Source organism: Salmonella sp. A7 (assembly GCF_020181675.1).
Lineage (GTDB): Bacteria > Pseudomonadota > Gammaproteobacteria > Enterobacterales > Enterobacteriaceae > Salmonella > Salmonella enterica.
This window is the reverse complement of sequence record NZ_CP084001.1, coordinates 2320839-2338836: the sequence shown is the minus strand read 5'-3', so window position 1 is coordinate 2338836 and position 17998 is coordinate 2320839. Positions and strand designations below refer to the sequence as shown.

Here is a 17998-nt window from a genome sequence, read left to right as displayed (position 1 = left end):
TTTTTCGTATCTGCGTGTAAAAGCGTGGAATTATTGTCGGGATTGCTCAGATGTACCGAAGTGCGCGGTATCGCCTCGCCCGTGTTCGCCAGCGCCCTGAACACGCTGTAGCTGGATAACTTCTCCCTGCTCCCAGGCGTTAGCCCCCTTGATAACGGGATGTTCAGGCAGATCCTGCCGCTCGCGTTTAATGGCCTGGGTATCAATTCCCAGACGGCGATCCCGATCGGCCAGCAGCGCGGGGTCAAGCTGCCCGTCGCCAGTAAAGCCCATCATCAGCGCAGGGATACCCATTGGCAGGGTTTTATCCCGGTCGGTATGCCAGGTGTGCCAGGTCTTGCCATAAGTATTAACAATCTTACTCATCAACGCCTTATCAGCGACCTGCGGTAAGCCAGGCGCCACCAGGCTACCGGATTTCACCTCGTACTGGTGGCTGTGCCACAGTTTTTTCTCCTCGGGAGGAAGCGTTTTAAATAAACGTTCGCTGATAATGTACTCCACCCCCATCAGGCGCGCGTTTTTCGTATTGCCGTCGTAAATCACCGCCTGCATGACATCTTCGTTCAGGACGGTAACGTAATGGTGCGCTTCCATCTGTCCGTTTTTATCACCGCTATAAAAATGGAACCCGTCAAGGTAGGTACTGATGGCATCGACAGGTGGTCTGGATTGAATAGCCGCCGCGCCTGTTTCCAGGGTACGTAATTTGGCAGATGTTTTTTCCCCGGGAATAGGCGTTTGCGGCGGCGTATTATTGGCGCCACATCCGGCCAGAAAAGGAATGATAAAGAGTGCCAGCGGTAAAATTTTCATTAGGTCTCCATATAGTGAAAGGGCTCTAATGAAAATAGTGCAATACCACGTGATTGGTAGAAGAAATGGAAGATGTTATTTGTGACGGTGTCACAAATAGTAAAACCCGACACACAGGCCGGGTTTTGATATCAGTTTACTCTTATTTTGAGAGTTCTTTCTTGATTTCGTCTTTTATTTTGCTTAATTCACTCTGCGGGTTTTTCTTACAAAGCTCAACGGCTAGCGGCACTGCTGTCGTCTCAGTTTCCTGGAAATCAACGTAGTCCCCGCCTTTAAAATCTTCATCTTCATTCAGCACCCAGAAAGCGACTGGCGCCATAGTCTGCGGATTGAGGTCAACAAACTCCTGGCAGCTCATACCTTTAGGCGTAACGTTTGTTTTAGTAGTATCTGTTGCCGCATTCACGCTAACACTGGTTACCAGCGCTGCCACGATAATACCTGCTGTAGCAAGGGAGAATTTATTCATTGTTGTTGCTCCAATAATTATATAAATAACCTCTACATCTGCGCGTTAACCCGTTAATGTAGAACGCAGAAAATAATACCCCTCCTCTCTCAGGAATAAAGATCACCCTCCGTGATATGGCTATTATTGATATTTACGTTGACTGATTTTGATGTTTGATGAATAAAGCAACATGGCGAGCAGATTTTAGGGCGAAAAAGTAGACCACGACAATAGCAAATGACGAGGTATGCGCTACGTTGAGCTGATGAAAGAGAACTTCGCTCTGACATGCTGTCGCAATCGCGCCAGCCAGACACAAACGGTGGGCAGAACAAACATCGTAAACAGATTGCCTGTCAGCATTCCGGAGGCAACCACCAGCCCTGGCCAAAACGGCTTGCGGCGTCTACGCCGCTGGCGAACCCTATCAGGGCTAAACCAACCACTATTGCCCCGGTAGTCATCAGCACCGGGCGCAATCGGATCTACAATACAATTTCATAGCATTTACAGATAGTCGGACAATTTCAGGTTTCCGTAATCATAAAAAACACCTTTCGTACACAAACTGTATACTTCCAGTAGATTTATTGTTATTTAGCACTATAACTGCAAGCAGTTGAATCCAAAGGGTAATAATTCAGGCATTATTGGAAGGGTAATTTACATTATTAAGATAAATAAATGCTTATCGGTGAAGTGAGCGACGTTTAAGTTTTGTTGTAACCACGGCTTTATACTTTTTACGAGTGCTATTTTTTTTGGCTAATTAAAAGGTAAAGTTAATGAAACTATCCGTAACATTGGCGTTTTTCGGTTACATGATGGCATCCAGTTTAGCACAAGCTAGCGATATCAATATGTGGCGTGAACCCAAACCTGTTGTGAAAGAGGGTAAATATTACAGCTTAATCATGGATCGTGGCGAGTTGCAGAAAGCAGTAAAAAGCAGCAATAACAACTATCTCTTTTCCGAAAAAGGTGCAGGAGTGAAACCGCTGGTATTGATCGGCTCTCCGGTAGAGATTAGCGAATTTATGTTGCAAAATAAAACTCGCAGTATTGAAAACCACATTAAAGGTCTACCTGACATTTATATGGGAGTGACAAAATATAAACCCAAACAACGTTTTACCGGCTTATTTCCGCTGCAGGATATATTGACTCAAACTGTTGATCAGGTATCGAAATTTGTGCCCGGTACCGATATCACCGATGCGGTGGGAATCCCCGCCGACCTAAAAGCATTACAGCAAGCTATTTTGGCTATGAAGCCAAAAGATAAAACCAGCAACAATATACTGTACGTCAAATTTAGCTACTTACCGGAAGATGGGATGGTGAAAGTAGGAAGCAAAACAGTTTCTTTTGGTCGTATTCTGGAGAAAATGCAGCAGAGTAATCGTACCCTGCGTAGATAAGCAGGAAGCTGGCAGTATTTCCAGCTTCTGGAATGTTAACTTAAGCTACAAAAGCTGTCTGGAGGTAATAGGTAGAAATAAGTTATAAAACAATAGCTTAATTGCAATTTATATATTTAAAGAGGCAAATGATTATGACCGGAATATTTGCAGAACAAACTGTAGAGGTAGTTAAAAGCGCGATCGAAACCGCAGATGGGGCATTAGATCTTTATAACAAATACCTCGACCAGGTCATCCCCTGGAAGACCTTTGATGAAACCATAAAAGAGTTAAGCCGTTTTAAACAGGAGTACTCGCAGGCAGCTTCTGTTTTAGTTGGTGATATTAAAGTTTTGCTTATGGACAGCCAGGACAAGTATTTTGAAGCGACACAAACTGTTTATGAATGGTGTGGTGTCGTGACGCAATTACTCTCAGCGTATATTTTACTATTTGATGAATATAATGAGAAAAAAGCATCAGCCCAGAAAGATATTCTCATCAGGATATTAGATGATGGCGTCAATAAACTGAATGAAGCGCAAAAATCTCTCCTGGCAAGTTCACAAAGTTTCAACAACGCTTCCGGAAAACTGCTGGCATTAGATAGCCAGTTAACCAATGATTTCTCGGAAAAAAGTAGTTATTTCCAGTCACAGGTGGATAGAATTCGTAAGGAAGCTTATGCCGGTGCTGCTGCAGGCATAGTCGCCGGTCCGTTTGGATTAATTATTTCCTATTCTATTGCTGCGGGCGTGATTGAAGGGAAATTGATTCCAGAATTGAATAACAGGCTAAAAGCAGTGCAAAATTTCTTTACTAGCTTATCGGCTACAGTGAAACAAGCGAATAAAGATATCGATGCGGCAAAATTGAAATTAGCCACTGAAATAGCAGCAATTGGGGAGATAAAAACGGAAACCGAAACAACCAGATTCTACGTTGATTATGATGATTTAATGCTTTCTTTACTAAAAGGAGCTGCAAAGAAAATGATTAACACCTGTAATGAATACCAACAAAGACACGGTAAGAAGACGCTTCTCGAGGTTCCTGACGTCTGATACTTTTTCATTCGCTCCGTGTACTTTTAACGCCCGATAGCGTGAAGAAAATGAGAGAGGGAGAAAAAGCGATATTCAACAGCCCGATAAACAAGAGTCGTTACCGGGCTGGCGGAGTTATCAGGCGTTAAGCTGGTAGTCGAGGGTGATTTCCGCATTCAGAACCTGCGATACCGGGCACCCGGCTTTTGCTTTCTGGATGATTTGATCGAAAGTTGAAGCATCAATATCTGCTACCGCGACTTTGCTTTGTAGCGCAATTTTGGTAATGGCGAAGCCCGCCTCCACCTTATCAAGCGATACGTCAGCGGTGGTGTCAATGGATGTCGGCGTAAATCCAGCCTCTCCCAGCATGAGTGATAGTGCCATGGAGAAACAGGCCGCATGTGCGGCGCCAATTAACTCTTCCGGGTTGGTCCCCTGCGCGCCTTCGAATCGGGTATTGAATCCATACGGTTGTTGATTAAGCACGCCGCTTTCTGTTGATACGGTACCTTTACCCCGTTTGATGTCGCCTTCCCAGTGTGCCTGACCTTTCTTATGGATTGTCATTTTTGCTCTCCTGTTGGCTCAAAAAATAAAGTATAGACCATGCTGCTAATCTGCGTTGTCCATGCCGATGGATGTAGCATGTTGTCAATTACCCGCACTTCAGATATAGAAAATAGTTGTATGCTTTTTCAGTGATGGATATTAAATCAACAGGCCTCCCTTTCTTTAAAGAATATATCCCTCCTTTTATCCTTACGTTTTCTTCCGGAAGCGTATTCCACTATGTATATTTTTATTCAAATTAAGATTTGTCTTATCTCGTTGTAATAAAAGATAAAAATCGCAATAAGTAGCCTTTTAAATGTATATTAATTGACCACTATTTGTATGAGGATATGTAATTGGAAAACGTAATATATTTTCTTCTGGGGTAAACAATTAGAGTTCCGCCTTGCGTTAAAATAACTCCAGGACTAATCTTAACCACAGCCGCAAAAATATTTGCCATGCTGAATACGAATTAATTTTCTGCGAGCCGTACTAAATAAATACATGTTCACGGAGGCATTATATGTTTACTTATCACTCAGCAAATACCTCAGCAGCACAACCGGCCCTGGTCAACGCGATTGAACAAGGATTACGCGCGGAGTTAGGCGTTGTCACTGAAGATGATATTTTAATGGAGCTGACCAAATGGGTTGAGGCTTCCGACAATGACATCCTCAGTGACATCTACCAGCAGACCATCAACTATGTGGTAAGCGGGCAGCACCCTACTCTGTAAAACCTGCTATGCTGTATCGGCAACCTTAGGGGTTACGTTTCTTTCGCGTAAGCGAATTTGTCCTTAAAACTAGCAACAGGATTGAGGAGTTAACATGAAATCGAACCGTCAAGCTCGTCATATACTTGGACTGGATTACAGAATTTCCAACCAGCGTAAGGTTGTTACTGAAGGCGACACCAGCAGCGTGGTGAATAACCCAACCGGCAGAAAGCGCCGCGCCGATAGCCAAAAGTAATCGTACAGTCCTGAAATGACGTTAAACACCATTGCATCTGCAATGGTGTTTTTGTTTATAGGAATGACCTTAACGTCTCACAATGCTTTATACTCAGGGTCGGTTCCCTGGTGGAAGGCAATATATGATGATAAACGACGGTGCCAGGGACAGTTATTCGAAAAAGAGTGAGTAACATGGAAACTACAACCAAGAAAGCACGTTCCCTTTATATCCCTTACGCTGGCCCTGTATTGCTGGAATTCCCCCTGTTAAACAAAGGCAGCGCTTTTAGCGTAGAAGAGCGCCGCAACTTCAATTTGTCAGGGCTGCTGCCGGAGGTCGTCGAGTCGATTGAAGAACAGGCCGAACGCGCCTGGCTCCAGTATCAGGGGTTTAAAACAGAAATCGATAAGCATATTTACCTGCGTAACATCCAGGATACCAACGAAACGCTCTTTTATCGACTGGTGCAAAACCATCTTGAAGAGATGATGCCGGTTATCTATACCCCGACCGTGGGCGCGGCCTGTGAGCGCTTCTCTGAGATTTATCGCCGGGCGCGCGGCGTATTTATCTCTTATCCGAACCGTCACAATATGGACGACATTTTGCAGAATGTGCCTAACCACAACATTAAAGTTATTGTGGTGACGGATGGCGAGCGGATTCTGGGGCTTGGCGATCAGGGCATCGGCGGGATGGGGATCCCTATCGGTAAGCTGTCATTATACACCGCCTGCGGCGGCATTAGTCCGGCCTATACCCTTCCCGTTGTGCTGGATGTCGGCACCAACAATCAACAGTTACTCAACGATCCGCTTTACATGGGCTGGCGTCATCCGCGCATTACCGACGATGAGTATTATGCGTTTGTCGACGAGTTTATTCAGGCCGTTAAGCAGCGCTGGCCAGATATCCTGCTACAGTTCGAAGATTTCGCGCAGAAAAACGCAATGCCGCTGTTGACGCGCTATCGTGATGAGATTTGCTCCTTTAACGATGATATTCAGGGCACCGCAGCCGTGACCGTCGGTACGTTGATCGCCGCCAGCCGCGCTGCCGGCAGTCAGCTTAGCGAGCAGAAAATCGTTTTCCTCGGCGCGGGTTCCGCCGGATGTGGAATTGCTGAACAGATCATCGCGCAGACTCAACGTGAAGGTTTAAGCGAGGATGCCGCTCGACAGAACGTTTTTATGGTCGATCGCTTCGGCCTGTTGACGGACCGGATGCCTAATTTATTGCCGTTCCAGGCAAAACTGGTGCAGAAATGCGACAATCTCCAGCACTGGGATACCGAAAATGACGTGCTGTCGCTGCTGGATGTGGTGCGTAACGTGAAGCCGGATATTCTGATCGGGGTTTCCGGCCAGACCGGGCTCTTTACTGAAGAGATCATCCGCGAGATGCATAAGCATTGCCCTCGCCCAATCGTCATGCCGCTCTCTAATCCCACCTCTCGCGTGGAGGCCACGCCACAGGACATTATCGCCTGGACGGAAGGCAACGCGCTGGTGGCAACCGGCAGCCCATTCTCGCCGGTCATCTGGAAAGATAAGATTTATCCGATCGCACAATGTAATAACGCCTATATTTTCCCCGGCATCGGTCTGGGGGTTATCGCTTCCGGCGCATCGCGCATTACTGATGAAATGCTGATGTCAGCCAGTGAGACGCTGGCGAAACATTCTCCGCTGGTGAATAACGGCGAAGGATTAGTGTTGCCAGCGCTTAAAGACATCCAGGTCGTGTCGCGCGCTATCGCTTTTGCCGTAGGCAAAATGGCGCAGCAACAAGGCGTAGCGGTGAAAACCTCAGCGGAAGCGCTGCAACAGGCGATTGACGATAACTTCTGGAAACCGGAATACCGCGACTACCGTCGGACTTCCATTTAATACGTACCCGGCGGTGAATGCCGCCGGATATCACTTCTTCTTTAGTTTTGGCGAGTCTGTCGACACACCTGAATTCCTTTCCCTGCTTATTTGTCAAGCTACTAATATTAGCCACCTTTATGTATTGAACGGGGATTTATCAGGATAATCCTGGCTAAACTATTACATTGTATTTCTGCCGCCTTGCATAACTCATCAGAAATATTAATCCTAAAGAGGTAATAGCACCTTACCTGCTATTACCTGCTATGCAGTTCACTATTAATAAAAGGAGAAGGTTATGAAAGCTGCTGTTGTCACACAAGATCATCAGGTTGATGTTACTGAGAAAACGCTGCGTCCCCTTCGCCACGGTGAAGCTTTGCTGAAAATGGAGTGCTGCGGCGTATGCCATACCGATCTACACGTGAAAAACGGAGATTTCGGTGACAAAACCGGCGTCATCCTGGGACACGAAGGCATTGGCGTCGTGGCGGAAGTCGGTCCTGGTGTCACCTCGCTGAAACCCGGCGATCGCGCGAGTGTCGCGTGGTTTTATGAAGGATGCGGACACTGTGAGTATTGCAATACGGGCAATGAAACCTTATGCCGCAACGTGAAAAATGCCGGTTACACGGTAGATGGCGGCATGGCCGAAGAGTGTATTGTCGTCGCGGATTATGCGGTGAAAGTACCGGAAGGTCTGGACTCTGCGGCGGCAAGTAGTATTACCTGCGCGGGCGTTACCACGTATAAAGCGGTGAAGATTTCTCATATTAAACCTGGCCAGTGGATTGCCATCTACGGTCTGGGCGGTCTGGGTAATCTGGCCTTGCAGTACGCGAAAAACGTTTTCAATGCGAAAGTGATCGCCATTGATGTCAATGATGGACAGCTGAAACTGGCCGAGGAAATGGGCGCAGATCTGACCATTAATTCACGTACGGAAGATGCGGCTAAAATTGTGCAGGAAAAAACCGGTGGCGCGCACGCAGCGGTGGTTACCGCGGTCGCTAAGGCGGCGTTTAATTCCGCAGTAGATGCCGTTCGCGCCGGAGGTCGCGTGGTGGCAGTCGGGCTGCCGCCAGAAGCCATGAACCTTGATATCCCTCGCCTGGTGCTGGATGGCATTCAGGTTGTCGGTTCGTTGGTGGGGACACGCCAGGATCTGACCGAAGCCTTCCAGTTCGCGGCGGAAGGAAAAGTCGTACCAAAAGTCGCTCTACGTCCGCTTGAAGATATCAACGTTATTTTTAAAGAGATGGAACAGGGACAAATTCGTGGCCGTATGGTCATCGATTTCCGTCGTTAAACGATTTGCTGTGGTCGTCTGAGTATACAGACAGCAGATGAAAACAAGGCGCTACCAGGATAGCGCCTTGTTTATCAGATCGCGAAAGAATTACTGAATACCTTCTTCGCTCTCTTTTTTTGCTTCCGCCTTCTCGATTTCACGATACCAGCGTGGATGATGTTTCTTCGCCCAGCGACGGCTGACCTTCCCTTCGATCATGCCTTTAATCGAGCCTTTCACCCAAAATGCCATATACATATGGATGAGGATCGCGTGCATTAAAATAATGCCCGCCGCCGCATGAATTAACAGGCTATAACGCACCACCTGCATGGGGAAATACTGCGCGAAATACGGACGCCAGATAATCACGCCAGTCACCAGCAGCACAAAAATCATGCTCATAATGGACCAGAACATCATCTTCTGTCCGGCATTGTATTTGCCGACATCCGCCACCTTATGCTCATTGCCTTTCAATACTTCGACAATATTTTTCAGCCACGGAATATCTTTTTTATCCGGGATGTTGTGGTGGACGAAACGCACGAACATAAACATCAGCGCGATGAAAATGGCAATACCGAAGAACGGGTGCAAAATACGTCCCATCTGCGGCGTGCCGAAGGTTTGCGTCAGCCATTGTAGCGTCGGGAAGAAAAACGAAATCCCCGACAGCGCTACCAGGAAGAAGCAGATCACCACCGTCCAGTGACAGGCGCGGTCGACAAATTTCGTGCGCACAATCATTTTCGACTTACTCATGATGATCCTCCTCATCGTCGTCCGTTTCTTTATTCGGGCCAATACCGATGTAGTGGTAAATCAGACCGGCGAAAGTGGCGATAAAGCCCGCTGCGGCCAGCGGTTTTAGCGCCCCTTTCCACAGATTGATTGAGGTATCGATCTGCGGATCTTTCGGCAAGCCGTGGTACAACTCCGGCTGATTGGCATGGTGCAGCACATACATGACGTGCGTACCGCCAACGCCCTGCGGGTTGTAGATACCGGCATGTTCAAAGCCGCGCGCTTTTAACTTCTCCACGCGTTGCTCACCCAGTTCCAGCATCTCTTTTTTGGTGCCGAAGTGAATAGCCCCGGTCGGACAAGTTTTGACGCAGGCCGGTTCCTGGCCCACACTGACGCGATCGACGCAGAGCGTACATTTATAAACGCGGTTGTCCTCTTTGTTGAGGCGCGGAATATTAAACGGACACCCGGCGATACAGTAACCACAGCCGATACAGTGTTCAGATTGAAAATCAACAATCCCGTTCGCGTACTGGATGATAGCCCCGGCAGATGGACAGGCTTTAAGACAGCCTGGATCTTCACAGTGCATACAACCATCTTTACGAATCAGCCACTCCAGCTTGCCGTTCTGCTCGGTTTCGGTAAAGCGCATCACCGTCCAGGACTTGGCGCTGAGATCGGCAGGGTTATCGTACACCCCGACACAATGACCAACGTTATCGCGAATATCGTTCCATTCAGAACAGGCTACCTGGCAGGCTTTACAGCCGACACAGGAGGAGACGTCGATCAGTTTCGCGACTTCGGCTTTGTAATCACGCGCCTGTGGAGGCGGCGTGATGGCGTTTGTTGCGGACCGTTTAATAATGTCCTGCGTTTCCATAGACATATGTTCGCCTCCCTTACGCCTTCTCGATGTTAACTAAAAACGCTTTGTATTCCGGCGTTTGCGAGTTGGCATCACCGACATTTGGCGTCAGAGTATTGGCGATATAGCCTTTGCGCGCGACACCCTCAAAGCCCCAGTGAATCGGGATCCCCACCGTTTCAACCTGCTGACCGTTGACATGCAGGGTGCGAAGACGACGAGTTACCACCGCGACCGCGCGAATAAACCCGCGTTTACTGCTCACCTTCACATAGTCGCCGTTAGCAATACCTTTCGCTGCCGCCAGCGTCTCACTGATCTCCACAAACTGTTCCGGCTGAGCGATAGCGTTAAGTAGCGCATGTTTGGTCCAGGTATGGAAATGCTCTGTGAGGCGGTAAGTCGTGCCCACGTACGGAAACTGCTCCTTCTTACCCATGCGCAGCGCATCTTCTTCATACAGACGCGCCGCCGGGTTCGAGATCACATTCGGGTGCAGCGGGTTAGTGCCCAGCGGCGTTTCCATCGGCTCGTAGTGTTCAGGGAACGGTCCTTCTGCCATTTTATCAATAGCAAACAGACGTCCCAGCCCTTCCGGCTGCATGATAAACGGATTGGTCCCGCTCCCCGGCGCCGCGTTGTTAAAGTCCGGAATATCGTTCCCTGTCCACTTCGCGCCGTTCCACTGGATAAGCATCCGTTTTGGATCCCACGGTTTACCCTGCGGATCCGCCGAAGCGCGGTTATACAATACGCGACGGTTTAGCGGCCACGCCCACGCCCAACCCAGTGTATTGCCAAGCCCTGACGGGTCGGCGTTATCACGCCTGGACATCTGGTTGCCCTGCTCCGTCCAGCTACCGGTATAAATCCAGCAGGAGGAGGATGTCGTACCGTCATCGCGCAGTAATGCAAAACTGCTCAACAACTGGCCTTTCCTGGCAAGCAGTGTACCGTTGGCGTCATAGAGATCTTCCAGCGCATAGCCGTTGTTCTCTTTCGCCACTTCTTCCGAATGCGGTTCATCCGGCTGCTTGTAATTCCAGCTCATCTTCAATAGTGGTTCGGCGCCTTTACCGCCTTCTGCGCGATACATTTCACGCAGACGATGGTAAATACCGGCCAGAATCTCGCCGTCGTTACGCGCTTCGCCCGGCGCGTCCTGACCTTTCCAGTGCCACTGTAGCCAGCGGCCGGAGTTAGCGATAGAGCCATCCTCTTCTGCAAAACAGGTAGACGGCAGACGGAAGACTTCGGTCTGAATCGTTGTCGGATCGACATCGTTAGATTCGCCGTGGTTCTGCCAGAATGTTGACGTTTCAGTCACCAGCGGATCGATAACGACCAGATACTTCAATTTGCTTAAGCTTTGCACCACTTTGTTTTTGTCCGGGAAGGACGCCACCGGGTTAAAGCCCTGACAGAAATAGCCGGTGACTTTCCCGCTATCCATCATGTTGAAATATTTGATCACGTCATAGGACTGATCCCACTTAGGCAGCCAGGCAAAACCCCAGTCATTCTCTTTCTGCGCCGCATCGCCATAGAAAGATTTCATCAGGCTGACGAAGAACTTAGGATAATTACCCCAGTAGTTGACCTGATCGGCCAGCGTCGCTTTGGGGGTATTCGCGGCCAGATAAGTTTGCAGATCGGCCTGTTTTTCTGACGGTAGCGTCAGGTAACCCGGCAGGCTGGTGGAGAGCAGTCCTAAATCCGTTAAGCCCTGAATATTAGAGTGGCCGCGCAAGGCGTTCACACCGCCGCCAGCCATCCCCATATTGCCGAGCAGCAACTGGATCATCGCCATGGTACGGATGTTCTGCGCCCCGACGGTATGTTGCGTCCAGCCCAGCGCATACAGGAAGGTCGTAGTGCGATCCGGAGCGCTGGTAGAGGCCAACACCTCACACACCTTCAGGAAGTCCGCTTTCGGCGTACCGCAAATGTTTTCCACAACGTCCGGCGTATAGCGCGAAACGTGCTGCTTCAGCAGATTCCACACACAGCGTGGGTGCGTCAACGTTTCATCACGTTTGGCATAGCCGTTTTCATCGAACTGGTAGTTCCAGGAGGATTTATCGTACTGACGCTTTTGGGCGTCATAGCCGCTGAAAAGACCGTCATCAAAGGCAAAATCATCCCGCACCAGCAGGCTGGCGTTGGTGTAATGCTTAACGTACTCAGCGTTGATTTTGTTATTTTCGATCAGGTACAGCAACACGCCGGACAGAAAGGTAATGTCTGTACCGGAACGTATTGGCGCATAGATATCCGCCACCGACGCCGTACGTGTAAAGCGTGGATCAACGACAATCAGCGTCGCATCGTTATTGTTTTTCGCTTCCATCGCCCAGCGGAAACCCACCGGATGCGCTTCTGCGGCATTGCCGCCCATCACCATAACGACGTTGGCGTTTTTAATATCCACCCAGTGGTTGGTCATCGCACCGCGACCAAATGTTGGAGCAAGACTTGCTACCGTTGGTCCGTGTCAGACGCGCGCCTGGTTATCTACCGCCAGCATACCGAGAGAACGGGCAAACTTCTGCGTCAGCATACCCGTTTCATTGCTGGCCGCCGAGGCGCACAGCATCCCGGTAGAGAGCCAGCGGTTAACCGTGACGCCCTGCTCATTCTTTTCAATAAAGTTGGCGTCACGGTCGGCTTTCATTAATTTAGCAATACGAGTGAAAGCGTCATCCCAGCTAATGCGCTGCCACTTGTCGGAACCCGGCGCGCGGTATTCCGGATAGCGTAGGCGATCTTCACTGTGAACATAATCCAGCAAACCGGCCCCTTTCGGGCACAGCGCGCCACGGCTTACCGGATGATCCGGGTCGCCTTCAATATGGTAAATCGCTTCTTTCGCGTTTTTTGCCCCATCTCCCAGGCTATACATTAATAGCCCGCAACCTACGGAACAGTATGTGCAGGAGTTACGGATCTCTTTTGCGCGCAACAGCTTATAGTTTCGCGCCTGAGCCAGGGCCATTTTAGGGGTAAAACCCAGTGCGGCCACCGTTGTTCCCGCCATACCGCCCGCGCAGATTTTAAAAAATTGTCTGCGGCTGACGTCCATTGCTTTCCTCTTTTTTCCACTAATGCACGCCTCCTTCGAACTGCAGCAAAACCTCAGTCCAGGATGCGCGTATAACTTCGCGAGGAAACTAACAGCAAAATCGATAACTTTTTTGCGTCAAATCAATATTGAAACGGTTCCGCTATTAAATAGCCCTATTTTTAAACTGCAATAACTCCAGGGAGGTACTAAAAAATGACACTGCATGGCATCGCCCTCGGAAAAAGTGCTATAAGTGGCAGTTTATTTTGCGCGGTATTCAGGACAGTCACAAAGCATGACATCACAAAAAGCAACGCTAATAGGGCTTGTTGCCATCGTTCTGTGGAGCACGATGGTTGGGTTAATTCGCGGCGTCAGCGAAGGTCTCGGACCGGTAGGCGGCGCAGCCATGATCTATTCATTAAGCGGCCTGCTGCTGATTTTTACCGTCGGATTACCTGATATCCGTCGTTTCCCGGGGCGATACCTCATCGCAGGCAGCGTACTGTTTGTCAGTTATGAAATATGCCTGGCGCTTTCTCTCGGTTATGCCGCCACTCGCCATCAGGCTATCGAAGTCGGCATGGTTAACTATTTATGGCCCAGCCTGACCATTCTGTTTGCCATTCTTTTTAATGGGCAAAAAACTAACTGGCTTATTGTTCCTGGATTACTTATTGCACTTACTGGCGTTTGCTGGGTTCTGGGGGGCGAGAATGGTCTTAATCCAGGAGAAATTATCAGCAATGTCGCCACCAGTCCGCTAAGTTATTTACTGGCATTTCTTGGGGCGTTTATATGGGCGACGTACTGCACGGTCACCAATAAATATGCGCGTGGTTTTAACGGTATCACCGTCTTTGTGTTACTCACCGCCGTGGCGCTGTGGTTCCACTATTTTCTTACGCCGCAACCTGCCATGATATTTAGCCTACCGGTGATTGCTAAACTTTTTACCGCGGCATTAACGTTAGGGTTTGCCTACGCCGCATGGAATGTGGGCATACTTCATGGCAATGTGACTATCATGGCCGTAGGGTCTTATTTTACCCCCGTCATGTCCTCTGCTCTGGCTGCGCTGTTACTCAGCTCACCACTGTCATTCTCCTTCTGGCAAGGCGCAGTCATGGTTTGCGTAGGTTCGCTACTTTGTTGGCTGGCAACGCGGCGGCGCTAATAACGACGGGCGGGCCGATGTTGATATTAAATCGACCCGCTGCACCTTGACACTCTTCATAACACAACTACGCTTTTATCTATCGCCTGTGTGTATTTGACGATTTTTCATTTTCACGTGCTCCCCCTGCGCCATACCAGGATGCGCTGGTAAAAAATACGGATTTTATAAAATCGTTAAATATGTTAATGTGATGATATAATTTTATTAACAAATATATAATTAACGCTAGCTGGCAACTGTATTAGTGCATATAATAATCAGTCGTTACTACCAAAAATAAAACCATAAACAGCCCAATAGTCCCCTCCGAAAATATATCTTATTAGACAGTCCCTATTTAAATTAATACTCTCAAATGTATTAAGGAGATCTCGATCACACAAATTAAAATAATTTGTAATCTTATGAAACTTATTATTGAACTTATGCCACTCCGTCATTTAAAAATAGTCTGCCATTGACAAACGCCTCGTTTAACAATGGTTGAGGAAACACGCTAAGAAAATTATAAGGATTATTAAAATGAAACTTAAGTTAGTGGCAGTGGCAGTGACTTCCCTGTTGGCAGCAGGCGTTGTAAATGCAGCCGAGGTATATAACAAAGACGGCAATAAACTGGATCTGTACGGTAAAGTTCACGCTCAGCATTATTTCTCTGATGATAACGGAAGTGATGGTGACAAAACTTACGCGCGTCTGGGCTTTAAAGGCGAAACGCAGATCAACGATCAGTTAACCGGTTTTGGCCAGTGGGAATATGAATTCAAAGGCAACCGTACTGAAAGCCAGGGCGCTGACAAAGACAAAACCCGTCTGGCGTTTGCTGGTCTGAAATTCGCTGACTACGGTTCTTTCGACTACGGTCGTAACTACGGCGTTGCTTACGACATCGGTGCATGGACCGACGTTCTGCCAGAGTTTGGTGGCGATACCTGGACTCAGACTGACGTCTTCATGACTGGCCGTACTACTGGTGTTGCCACCTACCGTAACACTGACTTCTTTGGCCTGGTTGAAGGTCTGAACTTTGCCGCGCAGTACCAGGGCAAAAACGACCGTGACGGCGCATACGAGTCTAACGGCGACGGTTTCGGTCTGTCCGCAACGTATGAGTACGAAGGTTTTGGCGTAGGTGCGGCCTATGCGAAGTCTGACCGTACTAACAACCAGGTGAAAGCAGCGAGCAACCTGAATGCTGCGGGTAAAAACGCTGAAGTCTGGGCTGCTGGTCTGAAATATGATGCGAACAACATCTACCTGGCGACCACCTACTCCGAAACGCTGAACATGACCACCTTCGGTGAAGATGCAGCGGGTGATGCGTTTATCGCGAATAAAACCCAGAACTTCGAAGCGGTTGCTCAGTATCAGTTCGACTTCGGTCTGCGTCCGTCCATCGCTTACCTGAAATCCAAAGGTAAAAACCTGGGTACTTACGGCGACCAGGATCTGGTTGAGTACATCGATGTCGGTGCTACCTACTACTTCAACAAAAACATGTCCACCTTCGTTGATTACAAAATCAACCTGCTGGACGACAGCGACTTCACCAAAGCGGCTAAAGTGTCTACCGACAACATCGTTGCTGTTGGTCTGAACTACCAGTTCTAATTTTGTTGTAGTCTGAATACAAAGCCAGTCCTTTCAGGGCTGGCTTTTTCTCTTGATGTAGACTCGGTCATAAGGAGTATGCCGTGCAGACGTTCACTGGTCGTTGTCTTTGCGGACAGAGCCATTTTACCGTTGACGTCGAAATGCTGGATGTCTATGCCTGCCATTGTACGCTGTGTCAAAAATGGTCGGGTGGAATAGCCATGTATCTGGAAGCCTGCGGGCAACCACAGCTAGCCCCCCTTTCCCCGGAACCGCCATACTTTTCATCCTCTTCGCGCGGCGAACGCTACTTCTGTTCCGGCTGCGGGTGTCCGCTGTGGTTCCGGCTTACCGATACCGATCGCTATTTTATTCCCTGGACCTTACTGGAACTGAACGAAGTTGATCGCCGTCGGCTGATTCTGGCTGCGGAAATTTATACCGAAACCCAGCCTGCCTTCTGGCGACTGACGGGGCAATACGCACGCCTCAGCGGTAAAGAGGTTGAGGAAATGGACTCCCCCTGCCAGCTAGCGCATTAAGCGCTTATCTCACCAGGCGTTATGTTATCGGCGTTGGGCTTTTGCCAGGCTGAACCACATCCCTACCGCCAGCAAAAGAAGCATACTCCCGGCGCTGCTTAACGCCACGCTATGCGACCAGATAAAGGCATGTCTGGCGGCGTCCAGTATTGCCTGCCCCTGCGTGGGCGGTAGGCTATTCGCCAACTGCACGGCTTCTCCCATTGAAGATGACGCTCTGGCAATCTCTTGCGCCTCAAGCCCGGCAGGCAGACGGATAGACGCGGAGAAGCTACGGCTTAACAATAGACCGAAAATGGCAATGCCCAGTCCCGCGCCCAGTTCATAAGCCATCGTTTCTATCGCGCCGGCCGCCGCTGCTTTTTCTGCCGGCGCAGCGGCCATAATTGCCGACGTGGAAGCCAGCAATGCGCTGGCGGCGCTAAATCCCAGCAGCGCCATCAGCCCCCAGGCCTGCCATTGTTGGGTGCTGAAATCCGTCATCGCCAGGCCATAAAAACTCAGCGCGCTTAACGCCATGCCGCCCGTCGCGACCAGCCGTAGTCCCAGACGCGAGACCAGCACGCCCGCAATCGGCCCGCTGAATCCACTGGCGACCATCACCGGCAGCATAAATACCCCGGCCTCATAAGGCGATAGCCCGTGAACAAACTGCAGCTCTTGCGCCATCAGCAGCTCAAAACCCACCAGAGTGATCATCGCGGTCATCGCCATCACGACGCCGCTCAGGATAATGCGATGGGTAAATAGTCGCATATCAATCATCGGGCGCGATGTCGCAAGCTGTGTGCGGATAAAGAGTCCCAGGAGCAGCGCGCCGGTAAGCAGGGTAAACGAGATGACCCACAGCGACAGATGCCCTTTCAGCGCGGTTTTAGCGCTATAGACCAACAGCAAAATGGCAATAATCAGCATCACCGCATGGCCAAGATTGAGCGGTTGATCGCGACGGCCCGCCTGGCGAGGAACATAGCGGGCGGTTAAGCCCATGACGACTAGCACAATCGGCACGTTGATCAGGAAAACCGATCCCCAGTAAAAATGCTCTAATAATATGCCGCCGATGAGCGGCCCAAACGCCGCTCCGCCCGAACCTACCGCTGCCCAGACGCCCAGCGCCATGTTGCGATGCTTCTCTTCACAAAAGGTGGCGCGTATCCCGGCCAGCGTCGCCGGTACAATCATCGCCGCGCCAATAGCCAGTAATACCCTGGTGGCAATAAGCCAACTGGCGGTATGCGAAAACGCCGCCGCCAGTGACGCCAGGCCAAAGAGCGTCCCGCCCAGCATCAGCAGGCGTTTAAAACCGATACGATCGCCAAGCGCGCCCATCGGCAACACCATGCCAGCCATGACCAAAGAATAAATATCAATGATCCACAGCAGCTCGTTGCCGCTGGCCCCCAGTGTCATACTCAGTGTCGGGGCGGCGACATGCAAGACCGTGGCATCAATGGCGACAGGAATATAGACCAGCACAATAATGACTAACGTTAACCACTGACGAAACATAACTCTCCCTTCAAAAACTCAAATTTGGACGCTTGTCCAGCTTCAGGATCCTACGGTAAGTTGAACGAATGTCCAGCTTTTTGTT

The 17998-nt window shown here is 49.5% G+C and carries 16 protein-coding genes and 1 pseudogene; 9 read left to right on the top strand and 8 right to left on the bottom strand.

What is annotated here, in order from left to right; translation table 11 throughout:
* Positions 1-30: 30 nt before the first annotated feature.
* From LCS67_RS11445 to LCS67_RS11435, 3 genes and pseudogenes are all read right to left on the bottom strand, one after another.
* Positions 31-816, bottom strand: coding sequence for an OBAP family protein (locus LCS67_RS11445; RefSeq protein WP_000698596.1), 786 nt, complete (start codon positions 814-816; stop codon positions 31-33).
* 142 nt (positions 817-958) lie between these two features.
* A complete protein-coding gene (gene hdeB / locus LCS67_RS11440) occupies positions 959-1288 on the bottom strand; it encodes an acid-activated periplasmic chaperone HdeB (RefSeq protein ID WP_001032161.1) in 330 nt (109 codons plus the stop codon).
* 234 nt (positions 1289-1522) lie between these two features.
* A pseudogene (locus LCS67_RS11435) lies at positions 1523-1755 on the bottom strand (efflux RND transporter permease subunit); the annotation flags it as partial.
* Positions 1756-2055: 300 nt separating this feature from the next.
* On the opposite strand from LCS67_RS11435, the gene LCS67_RS11430 reads away from it, so the two are divergent.
* Both LCS67_RS11430 and hlyE read left to right on the top strand, forming a co-directional pair.
* The gene (locus LCS67_RS11430) at positions 2056-2691 is read left to right on the top strand and encodes a hypothetical protein (protein WP_000778346.1); all 636 of its coding nucleotides are present in this window, start codon (positions 2056-2058) and stop codon (positions 2689-2691) included.
* Positions 2692-2825: 134 nt separating this feature from the next.
* Positions 2826-3737, top strand: coding sequence for a hemolysin HlyE (gene hlyE, locus LCS67_RS11425; protein ID WP_001545517.1), 912 nt, complete (start codon positions 2826-2828; stop codon positions 3735-3737).
* 120 nt (positions 3738-3857) lie between these two features.
* Here hlyE and LCS67_RS11420 read toward each other — a convergent pair whose 3' ends face one another.
* A complete protein-coding gene (locus LCS67_RS11420) occupies positions 3858-4289 on the bottom strand; it encodes an OsmC family protein (protein WP_000152297.1) in 432 nt (143 codons plus the stop codon).
* Between the two features lie 511 nt (positions 4290-4800).
* Between LCS67_RS11420 and bdm the strand changes: the two genes are divergently transcribed.
* The 4 genes from bdm to adhP all read left to right on the top strand — a co-directional run bounded on the left by bdm (position 4801) and on the right by adhP (position 8419).
* Positions 4801-5016: a biofilm-dependent modulation protein gene (gene bdm, locus LCS67_RS11415; RefSeq protein ID WP_000495700.1), complete on the top strand. Its 216-nt coding sequence runs from the start codon at positions 4801-4803 to the stop codon at positions 5014-5016.
* A gap of 94 nt (positions 5017-5110) precedes the next feature.
* Positions 5111-5254, top strand: a complete 144-nt coding sequence (gene sra, locus LCS67_RS11410; RefSeq protein WP_000841559.1) for a stationary-phase-induced ribosome-associated protein — start codon at positions 5111-5113, stop codon at positions 5252-5254.
* Positions 5255-5430: 176 nt separating this feature from the next.
* Complete coding sequence (locus LCS67_RS11405; protein WP_000450509.1) at positions 5431-7128, top strand: NAD-dependent malic enzyme; 1698 nt, start codon at positions 5431-5433, stop codon at positions 7126-7128.
* A 280-nt stretch (positions 7129-7408) separates the two neighbouring features.
* Positions 7409-8419, top strand: a complete 1011-nt coding sequence (gene adhP / locus LCS67_RS11400; protein ID WP_000642447.1) for an alcohol dehydrogenase AdhP — start codon at positions 7409-7411, stop codon at positions 8417-8419.
* 90 nt (positions 8420-8509) lie between these two features.
* Here the strand turns inward: adhP and fdnI are convergent, their stop codons facing one another.
* The 3 genes from fdnI to fdnG are packed head-to-tail and all read right to left on the bottom strand — an operon-like array spanning position 8510 to position 13104.
* On the bottom strand, positions 8510-9166 hold the full coding sequence (gene fdnI, locus LCS67_RS11395; protein ID WP_000045657.1) for a formate dehydrogenase-N subunit gamma: 657 nt from the start codon (positions 9164-9166) through the stop codon (positions 8510-8512).
* Positions 9159-10043 carry a formate dehydrogenase subunit beta gene (gene fdxH / locus LCS67_RS11390; protein ID WP_000061599.1) on the bottom strand — a complete coding sequence of 295 codons (885 nt, stop codon included), beginning with the start codon at positions 10041-10043 and terminating at the stop codon, positions 9159-9161. Before fdxH ends, fdnI begins: the two co-directional genes overlap by 8 nt.
* Before the next feature lie 13 nt (positions 10044-10056).
* Complete coding sequence (gene fdnG, locus LCS67_RS11385) at positions 10057-13104, bottom strand: formate dehydrogenase-N subunit alpha (protein ID WP_077908602.1); 3048 nt, start codon at positions 13102-13104, stop codon at positions 10057-10059.
* 277 nt (positions 13105-13381) lie between these two features.
* Here fdnG and yddG point away from each other — a divergent pair, with 277 nt between their 5' ends.
* The 3 genes from yddG (at position 13382) to LCS67_RS11370 (ending at position 16401) form a co-directional block, all read left to right on the top strand.
* Entirely contained in the window at positions 13382-14263 is an 882-nt protein-coding gene (yddG, locus tag LCS67_RS11380; protein WP_000203795.1) for an aromatic amino acid efflux DMT transporter YddG, read from the top strand.
* Between the two features lie 525 nt (positions 14264-14788).
* Complete coding sequence (gene ompD / locus LCS67_RS11375; protein ID WP_000769035.1) at positions 14789-15877, top strand: porin OmpD; 1089 nt, start codon at positions 14789-14791, stop codon at positions 15875-15877.
* A gap of 143 nt (positions 15878-16020) precedes the next feature.
* Complete coding sequence (locus LCS67_RS11370; RefSeq protein WP_014343841.1) at positions 16021-16401, top strand: GFA family protein; 381 nt, start codon at positions 16021-16023, stop codon at positions 16399-16401.
* A gap of 24 nt (positions 16402-16425) precedes the next feature.
* On the opposite strand, the gene smvA is transcribed toward LCS67_RS11370, so the two are convergent.
* A complete protein-coding gene (gene smvA, locus LCS67_RS11365) occupies positions 16426-17913 on the bottom strand; it encodes a methyl viologen efflux MFS transporter SmvA (protein ID WP_000489731.1) in 1488 nt (495 codons plus the stop codon).
* Positions 17914-17998 lie beyond the last annotated feature (85 nt).